The sequence below is a fragment of the Bifidobacterium sp. LH_424 genome (genome assembly GCF_056356895.1).
In genome coordinates, this window is sequence record NZ_JBKEVC010000019.1 from 1 (window position 1) to 8,584 (window position 8,584).

General features: G+C 66.9%; 4 protein-coding genes and 1 pseudogene. All 5 read right to left on the reverse strand.

Annotated elements, in window-relative coordinates; genetic code table 11:
• Positions 1 to 612: 612 nt before the first annotated feature.
• Positions 613 to 1,503, reverse strand: coding sequence for an aldo/keto reductase (locus AC1AYP_RS10555; protein WP_476547845.1), 891 nt, complete (start codon positions 1,501 to 1,503; stop codon positions 613 to 615).
• A 220-nt stretch (positions 1,504 to 1,723) separates the two neighbouring features.
• Positions 1,724 to 4,447 carry a glycosyl hydrolase 53 family protein gene (locus tag AC1AYP_RS10560; protein WP_476547847.1) on the reverse strand — a complete coding sequence of 908 codons (2,724 nt, stop codon included), beginning with the start codon at positions 4,445 to 4,447 and terminating at the stop codon, positions 1,724 to 1,726.
• 230 nt (positions 4,448 to 4,677) lie between these two features.
• The gene (locus AC1AYP_RS10565) at positions 4,678 to 5,733 is read right to left on the reverse strand and encodes a LacI family DNA-binding transcriptional regulator (protein ID WP_476547849.1); all 1,056 of its coding nucleotides are present in this window, start codon (positions 5,731 to 5,733) and stop codon (positions 4,678 to 4,680) included.
• A gap of 55 nt (positions 5,734 to 5,788) precedes the next feature.
• On the reverse strand, positions 5,789 to 8,020 hold the full coding sequence (locus tag AC1AYP_RS10570; RefSeq protein ID WP_476547850.1) for a beta-galactosidase: 2,232 nt from the start codon (positions 8,018 to 8,020) through the stop codon (positions 5,789 to 5,791).
• 454 nt (positions 8,021 to 8,474) lie between these two features.
• Positions 8,475 to 8,584: pseudogene (locus tag AC1AYP_RS10575) on the reverse strand (carbohydrate ABC transporter permease); the annotation flags it as partial.

Below are 8,584 nucleotides of genomic sequence, written 5' to 3' on the forward strand. Positions count from 1 at the left end.
GTTCGCACAAAAACCCCGACCCCCATCAAACCCCCTCGGGTACTCGAAAACGAGCGGGAATCGGACTGGCAATCATTGACTATAAAGAAGTAAGTAGTACAACACACTCTTGAGTTCTCAAACCACCACCACGCCGACAGGCAGACCAACCCAACCAGAAGAAGGGGAATCAGCCCGCCGCGCCGAGCGGCAACAGACGAACAATCTACATGAACTCCCACCACAACGCAAACCCGCATGACAAAACCACGCCCGAAACGTTGCAACGACGGCGCTCCACCGGCGTGTCGAAAACAGGCCCGACAAACCCGACAACCACATCATAACCCCACCCGACACACCACCACACCACCAAAACCACCACCAGCCGGCGTGTCACAGGAATTCAACCAAACCAACCACCCCATTCACCAACACGACACCCCACAACCACAACCCGACAACCCCCTCAGCCCGCCACCGGCGGGCAACTCCCCCTGAAGGGGGAGCACTCTCCCCCACCCGGCTCACGCCGGGAGCCCCCTCCACAGAGGGGGCCAGATTCAACGCCGGCGACCTCGACGTGCTCGACTCGGACAGCCACCCCTCAACAGAGAAATCCAGGGAGACGGGTCACTCCATGTCGAGAGGGACGGGGTGATCGGGGGCGGGGAAGGCTTGGGACAGCGCCGCGTACTCGGCGCTCGAAAGCGGGGAATCGAGTACGGCGGCGTTGGCGAGCACGTGTTCGCGCACGCCGGAACGCGGGATGGCGATCATATCCGGCTGATGGAGCACGAACGCGAGCAGCACCTGCATCGGCGTGAATCCGTGCGCGGCCGCGACCTCGCGCACCGCCGCACTGCCGAGCAACCCGTCACGCAGACGCCCGGCCTGCGCGAGCGGACAGTACGCCATCACGGGGATATGCCTCTCGCGCAGCCATGGCAGCAGATCGACTTCGATGCCACGCGATCCCAGGTGGTAGAGCACCTGGTCGACGCAGCAATGCGACCCGCGGGACACATCCATCAGCTCACGCATGTCGTTCAGGTCGAGGTTCGAGACGCCCCATCGGCGGATCAGACCGTCCTCGACCGCCTGTTCCATGCAGTCGACGGTCTCACGCAACGGCACGCTGCCGCGCCAGTGCAGCAGGTACATGTCGAGGTAATCGGTGCCGAGGCGACGCAACGACGCCTCCAGACTGCGGCGCAGGTGACGGCGTCCGGCGTTGTGCGGATACACCTTCGAGACGATGTACAGCGATCCGCGATCGTACCCGTCGATCGCCGCGCCGACGAGTCGTTCGGCACCGCCGTCCGCGTACATCTCCGCCGTGTCGATCAGGCGCACTCCCGCGTCCAGTCCAGCGCGCAACGCCGCCGCCTCGTCGTCGAACGGCCGTCGTCCCTCACCCAGATACCAAGTTCCCATGCCGAGCCGCGGCATCGCGCTCCCGTCCGGCAGCGTCACCTCATCGCGCGCGGCCCGCGCATCATTCGCATGCAAGTCATCGACCATATGCCATGCCTCCTCACCGGCATCGGACGGAGGCCGGCCGGCCATGTCATCGATCACATCGCCGGCCCGGCATCGACCGCCCGAGACGAACGGTACTTTCCCATGATTCTATCGCGCGGTTCCCGCGACCACCGGCGCGACATGGCCGCGTGGCGGCAGGCGGAGCGAGCCCGCGGAAGCGTGGGACGGCACCCGACGGCCCCGCTCCGGCCCGTCCACGTCAGCCGCGACGACGGCGACGGACGGCAATCGCGAGACCGCCCACGGCGAGCGCCACGGCGGCGCACGTCGGCGCGAGCACGGCGGCGCCGGTGGCGGTGAGGCCGCCGGTCCCGGCGCTTTGGCCGGTCGCGGCCGGCTTGGCGCCCGACTGCGTTCCGGTGCTGCCGGAACCGGCGCCGGTCTCGCCGAAGCCGCCGGTCGCACCGGAATCGCCGGTGCCGGCGTCGGTCTTCGCGGTGACCTTCACCGTGTACGTTTCAGTGACGCTCGGATCGGAGGCGAGCGCGACGGTGACCTTCGCCGCATCGGAGGCGGCGGAGAAGTCGTAGGCGAGCGTGTACTGGTCGGCGGCGAGTTCGACGCTGCCGGAGCCGGCCTCGTAGTTGCCGGTGACGGTCAGGTCGTCGGCGGCGATCTTCCCGCCCACCTGGTAGACGGTCTTCTTCGGCGTGACGGAGATGCTGACGAACCGCTTGGCCGTCAGTCCTGCGATGGCGTCGTCGACGAGCTTGGTCGCCTGCGTGACGTCGTCGGCGGTGGCGCCGCTGCCGGCGAGCAGCACGCGGGCGGCGGCGAGCGCGTCGTCGAGCTTGTCGAGCGAGTCGTCGGTGTAGCCGGCGCGGTCCACGTTCTCGCCCTTCTTCACGGCGGCTTCGAGCGCGGTCGTGTCGGGCTTGGCGGGCGTTTCGGCCGTGCGGGTGAGCGTGACCTCGTCGACGCTGCCCCAGTCGGCGGCGCCGAGGTCGCCGGTGATGGCGATGGTCACGGTGCCGTCCTCGCCGACGGTGACGGGCACGCTGGCGGTGTGCCATTGCTTCCAGCCGTCGAGCTTGAGTTCGGCGGATTGCGTCTTGCCCGCGTCGCCGGTATCGCCGGTGCCGCCGGTCGTCGCGTTGAGGGTCACCTTGTTCGTGCCGGCGGTACCGCCGACGAGCGCGCCCTGGCTTTTCGCGGTGAGCGTGTATGCGCCGGGTTCGAGGCCGGTGACGGTCTGGGACGCCTGGAACGTGTACGCCTTGTCCGCCCAGAAGCCGAGCACCCACGATCCGTCGGAGGCGTTGCCCTTGTCGGATTTGATGCTCGCGCCGCTGCCGGTGACGGTCCAGCCGCTCTTCGCGCCGTCTTCGAAGCTTCCGTTGACGACGTGGTTGGTCGTGGGGGTGGCTTCGACGGTGATGACCGCCTTGACGGTGTGTCCGGACGCGGTCACGCCGTCGATCGTGTAGGTGCCGGCGCCGCGGATCCAGTCGAGCGCCGCGGAACGCCAGGTGACGGTTTCGGTCTCGTCGACGCCGTCCTTGTAGCGGGCGGTCACGTCGGCGGGCAGTTTCGCCTTGATCGCGTCGATGGAGTCCTTGTCGGAGGCGGTGATGGCGACGTCGTCGATGCCGGCGAACACGTGGTCGGTGACTGCGCCGGTGTGCAGGTAGGAGAAGGTCTTCAGCGAGGGCAGGGCGGTGCCGTCGAAGGCGAACAGCGCCTGGTTGTCCACGCCGGAGCCTCCCCACTTCTTGCCGGCGTCGTTCGGATCGTATTCGCCGGCGGCCTTGGTGGCCCAGCCGCCGCCGTATTCGTTCCACAGGTCGACGAGGTCGGCGTTGTCGCGGCCGCCCTGGCCGACGGGCAGCCATGCGGGCTCCCAGTAGAACATGCCGAGGCCGTCGTTCTCGCCGTCGCCGTCGTTGTCGCCGACCGAGTTCACCGCTTCGGCCACGTAGCGCAGTTCGTCGGCCTGGCCTTGCGGGCTGATGTCGAATTTCACGTCGGCGGCGTTCACGTTCTTCGCCGTGATGGTGTTGGAGTCGTCGTCGCCGTCGTCGAGCGTGTAGGCCCATGAGGTTTCGGCGACCATCACGTCCTTGTGGTAGGTGGCGGCGACGTTCTTCAGCTGCTTGGCGAGGTTGTCGGCGGTGCCGTGCCAGAACGGGTAGTAGGAGCTGGCGAACACGTCGTAGTCGACCTTGTGGTCGGCGAGCTGCTTCGCATAGCCGGCGTACGTGTTGCGTTCCGGATTGGTGAAGTGGATGGCGACCTTGGCCTGCGGGATCGTCTCGCGCACGGCCTTGGCTCCGGCGGCGAACACCTTGCACATGCCGTCCCAGCCGGAGACGCCGGCGATCTTCGCGGTGGTCTCGTTGCCGACCTGCACCATGCCGACGTCCACGCCGGCCTCCTTGAACCTGGTGAGCGTCTCCTTGGTGTAGTCGTGGACGGCCTGCGCGGTCTTGTCGGCGTCGCCTTCGAACGACTTCCACGCCTTGGGCGCCTGCTGCTTGCTGGGGTCGGCCCAGAAGTCGGAGTAGTGGAAGTCGACGAGCACCTTGAGACCGGCCTTGGTGGCGCGTTCGGCCATGACGAGCGCGCGGTCGGCGTTCACGTTGCCGCCGCCATAGCCTTGTCCGTCGGCGGTGAACGGGTCGTTCCACACGCGCAGGCGCACGTAGTTGACGCCGCTCTCCTTGAGCAGCGTGAAGAGATCCTCGACCTGACCCTGCTCGTTCTTGAACGTGACGCCGCTCTCCTCCAACGACAGCATGGAGGAGACGTCCGCTCCCCCGATGAAGTCCTTGGACAGTCCGTCGATGGCCTTGACGTTGATGTCCGCCTTGACCGGCGCCTCGGCGGCGGCCGCGGTGGACGCCGCGACCATGCCCGACGCGCACAGGGTCATCGTCGTGACGGCGGCCGCGACGACGCGGCCCCATAATGATGATTGCTTCATGCTTCTCCTTACGCTTCCCGAACGGGATGATTGCAGCGGCTCTGCTCTGGTACACAATCTGGTACACAACGATTCCTTGTGTGCCAATAGATACAGCTGTGTATCACAACGGTTACAGCGTAGCACCGGTTCCGGCTTTGGTCAACCGGTGTACCTCAACGGAGACGCGATGCGAACGATGCGAACGATGCGAGCGATGCGACGGAGACGACACGCCTGCCGCTCACCGCTCACCGCGTGGATTCGCGCGCGATGACCTCCGACTCGCAGGTGAGCAGCTCCGGTTTCGTGATGTCGCCGTGGATGCGCCCGAGAATCCGTTCGACCGCGACGGGCGCCGTCCATTCGAGACGCGACGACATGGTGGTGAGCGGAATCTGCAGGTACGGCGCCTCCTCGATATTGTCGAAGCCGATCACCTGCACCTGGGCGGGCACGTCGATGCCGCTGGTGCGCAGCGCGGTCATCGCGCCGATCGCCAGCTGGTCGTTCAATGCGACGACCCCGTCGAACGGGATCCCCGAGTCGATGAGGCGCTGCGTGACGCGCGCCCCCGCGCCGATCGTCCAATCCAAATCCGTGTTGCCGACGAGCCGCGCGTCCAACGTGACGCCGCGGCGACGGCTCTCCTCGATGATGCCGCGCAGGCGCAGCTGCGCGTTGCCCTCGGTCGCCTCCAGCAGCGCCGTCTCGTCGTAGACGCCGCGCGCGCCGACGACGGCGAGACGCGTGGAACCGCGGTCGTACAGGTATCCGGCGGCCCGGGCGGCCGCGTTGACGTCGTCCGGGGTCACGTGGTCGGCGACGCCCCACGTGGTGCGCGCGCCGACCACGACGAGCGGGAAATCGACCTTGAGATCGTCGGGCGTGATGCTCTCCACCTCGCTCATCGACAGGATCATGCCGTCGGACACGGTGGAATTGAACTTCTCCAACAGGTCGCGCGCGCCTTTCGCCGAGCCTTCCGCATACGTGGTGACGTATACGGAGTAGTCGTGCCGCCGCGCCGCGTCGATCACGCGGTTGGCGAGTTCGGCGAGGTACGGCGGAGTGAGCGACGGTACGGCGAGCGTGATGAATCCGGTGTGGTCGCGGTTCAGGTTGCGTGCGGCCACGTTGACGCGGTAGCCGAGATCCTTGATGACCGTTTCGACGCGTTCGCGCGTGGCCTCGCTCATGCGCCCGTTGCCGTTGATCACGTTCGAGGCGGTCTTGAGTGAGACGCCGGCCTCCTGCGCCACGTCGCGCAGGGTGACGCGCCTTTTCGCCGGTTTCGTCCCACTCATCTCCGCACCTCGCTTCCGTTGGTTCGACGTCGCCATTGTACCCGCTTGCGTCCGGCTATTCCGGACGCACGGTCCTCGTGACGAGGATGGCGTTGCGCCGCAATGTGTATGCGCCGGTTCCGTTCGCGGCGTCCGTATCGTTCGCGCCGTCCGCGCCGTTCGCACGGTCCGCCGTTCCGGCTTCCGTGCGATGCGCGACGACCGGCTCGCCAGGGACGTCTTCCAGCGTGACGTCGCCGCGCGTGCGGTTGAGGTAGAAGTCGAAGCGGATGGCGCCGTCCGTGGACTCGCGGACGGTGTGGATGATGCGGGAATCCGTGATGCGAGCGGACGTCTCTCCCTCAGTCGGCCTGCGGCCGACAGCTCCCTCGTCAGAGGGAGCCGGAACCGGACCGCCGCACGATTCGGGTTCCGATACCCCCAGTGCGGGGATGAGGGCGGCGATGTCGTGGCGATCGAGATCGCAGCCGACGTAGACGCCCCGGCCCTCACCATAGGGATGGCTGGTGACGGCGGGCGTGCCGTCGAGCTCCCAGTCGGCGGCCGCCTCGCCCGCGTACGTGGCGATGACGGTCGTGTCGGAGGCGACCGAGGTCACGTCGGTCTGCCACAGTCGCGTCGTGAGCCCGTTCGACAGGATGATCGCGTCGGGTTCGCCTTCCGCCTCCTCGCCGAGGATGTTGAACTCCTCGCCGCGCACACCGAGCACGTCGCGCAGGAGCCCGTTGCCGGCGCCAGGATAGCCGCCGAGACCGGCGTGGAAGTGTTCGTCGATGATGCCGGTCGCGTAGTCGACGACGACGGTGCCGCCCGCTTCGGCGAAATCGGCGATGCGTCGCGTGTCCGCGTCGGACAGGACGAGCACGCTCGGCAGGATGATGGTCCGGTAACCGCTCCAGTCGTAGGCGAGCGGGATGATGTCGGCGCGGCTTCCCGCATCGAGGAAGGCGCGGTACCAGTCGCGCACGTCATGCCAATGATCGAGCTTCATGCTCGGCAGGGTCTCACTGCGCGTCGCCCATTCGCTTTCGGCGCTGAACAGGATCGCCGTGCCGGAACGCTTCAGCTCCGTGCCCTGCAGTCCGGCCTCGGAGAGCGTGGCGAGCGTCGCGCCGAGTTCGACGACGCCGCGGAAGACCTTGGAACCCTCGCCGGCGTGCGGCACCATCGCCGAGTGGAACGCCTCGGCACCGGAGGAGGACTGCCGCCATTGGAAGAAGTTGATGGCGTCGGCGCCCATCGCCACGTGGGCAAGCGAGTCGCGCACGAGCTCGCCGTGGCGCTTGCGCGTGTTGAGCGGCTTCCACTGGACGGCGGACGTGCCGTGCTCCATCACATACCAGGGTTTGCCGAGGGCGAGGGAGCCCATGAGCGCGTCCGAGCAGGCGAGTTCGTCGAGATGGGATTCGCCTTCATGGAAGTAGTGGTCGTTGGAGACGAAGTCGACCTCGTTCGCCCACTGCGCGTAATCCATGCAGCACTGATCGGTGGAGACCATGAAGTTCGTGGTGAACGGCTTGCCGGGGCAGATCGCCTCGATCGCGTCGCGTTCCGCCTTGTAGAAGTCGAGGAGCATGTCGTTGCCGAAACGCTCGTAGTCGAGCTGCTGCGGCGGATTGACCATGGCGTCGCCGCCCATGTGGCGCGGCAGCAACACCTCGTCGAACGAGTTGACGTGCTGCGACCAGAAGGCGGTGCCCCACGCCTCGTTCAATGCTTCGACGGTGCCGTACTTCGCCTCGCACCATGATCGGAACGCGTGGAGCGCGTTGTCGGAATAGTCGTAGCGGTTGTTCCAGCCGTACTCGTTGCCCATATGCCATGCGGTGACGTACGGGTTGTCCTGGTAATGTTCGGCGAGCATGCGGCACAGACGCAGCGCGTACTCCTTGAACACGGGGCTGGTGGGCTGCCAGGATTGGCGCGACCCGGCGTTGACGACATGTCCGTACCGGTCGACGGGCAGGACCTCCGGATGCCGCTCGTACAGCCACAACGGCGCGGTCGCCGTCGCGGAGGCGAGGTCGACGGCGATGCCGGCCTTGCCGAGCCGGTCGATGACGGAGTCGAGCCAGTCGAAGGTGAACTCGCCCTCACGCGGTTCGATCCGATCCCAGCTGAAGATGGCGAGGGCCACCGTGTTGACGTGCGCCTCACGCATGAGCCGGATGTCGTCGGCGACGGTCTCGTCCGGCCACTGGTCGGGGTTGTAGTCGCCACCGAACGCGATGCCACGGGTCGACGGCGTGAGCAACGCCGGCCACCTGAACGCTCTACGAGTAGTCATAACACAATCCTTAGTATCAAGCTTCGGAATCGTTCGGAATCTCGGAATCGTCCTGCGGGCGATGCGGTATTCTGAACCCCCTCAGTCGGCTTCGCCGACAGCTCCCCCTGAAAGGGGGAGCAAACACACCCATTTCCCCGCTCCCCCCTTCCAGGGGGAGCTGTCCGCCGCAGGCGGACTGAGGGGGTACCGCCACCCGGCAGGGGGAACGGAATCGGCCGAAAGCCGATGCGGTGCTCTCGCCTCCCTCTGACGAGGGAGGTGTCATCGCGAAGCGATGACGGAGGGAGAGACCGCGGCCGGAAGGCCGCAGGAAGCGGGATCGGCCTTCGGCCGATGCTGTTTTCCCCGCGGCCCGGAGGCCGCTCTCCTGCTCTCCCTCAGTCCGCCTGCGGCGGACAGCTCCCTCGTCAGAGGGAGCCGAAAACGGGGCACCGGCCGGAGGCCGGTTCCGTCACTCCTTGACGGCGCCGGCGGCGAGGCCGGACTGCCAGTACTTCTGCAGGCACAGGAACGCGACCACCAACGGGATGATCGTGATCAGCGAACCCGTGATCACCAGGT

What these genes read in the sequence shown, in the direction of transcription:
- AC1AYP_RS10570 (WP_476547850.1), bottom strand. Translation starts at nt 8,020, where the DNA reads ATGACTACTCGTAGAGCGTTCAGGTGGCCGGCGTTGCTCACGCCGTCG.
- AC1AYP_RS10565 (WP_476547849.1), bottom strand. Translation starts at nt 5,733, where the DNA reads ATGAGTGGGACGAAACCGGCGAAAAGGCGCGTCACCCTGCGCGACGTG.
- AC1AYP_RS10560 (WP_476547847.1), bottom strand. Translation starts at nt 4,447, where the DNA reads ATGAAGCAATCATCATTATGGGGCCGCGTCGTCGCGGCCGCCGTCACG.
- AC1AYP_RS10555 (WP_476547845.1), bottom strand. Translation starts at nt 1,503, where the DNA reads ATGGTCGATGACTTGCATGCGAATGATGCGCGGGCCGCGCGCGATGAG.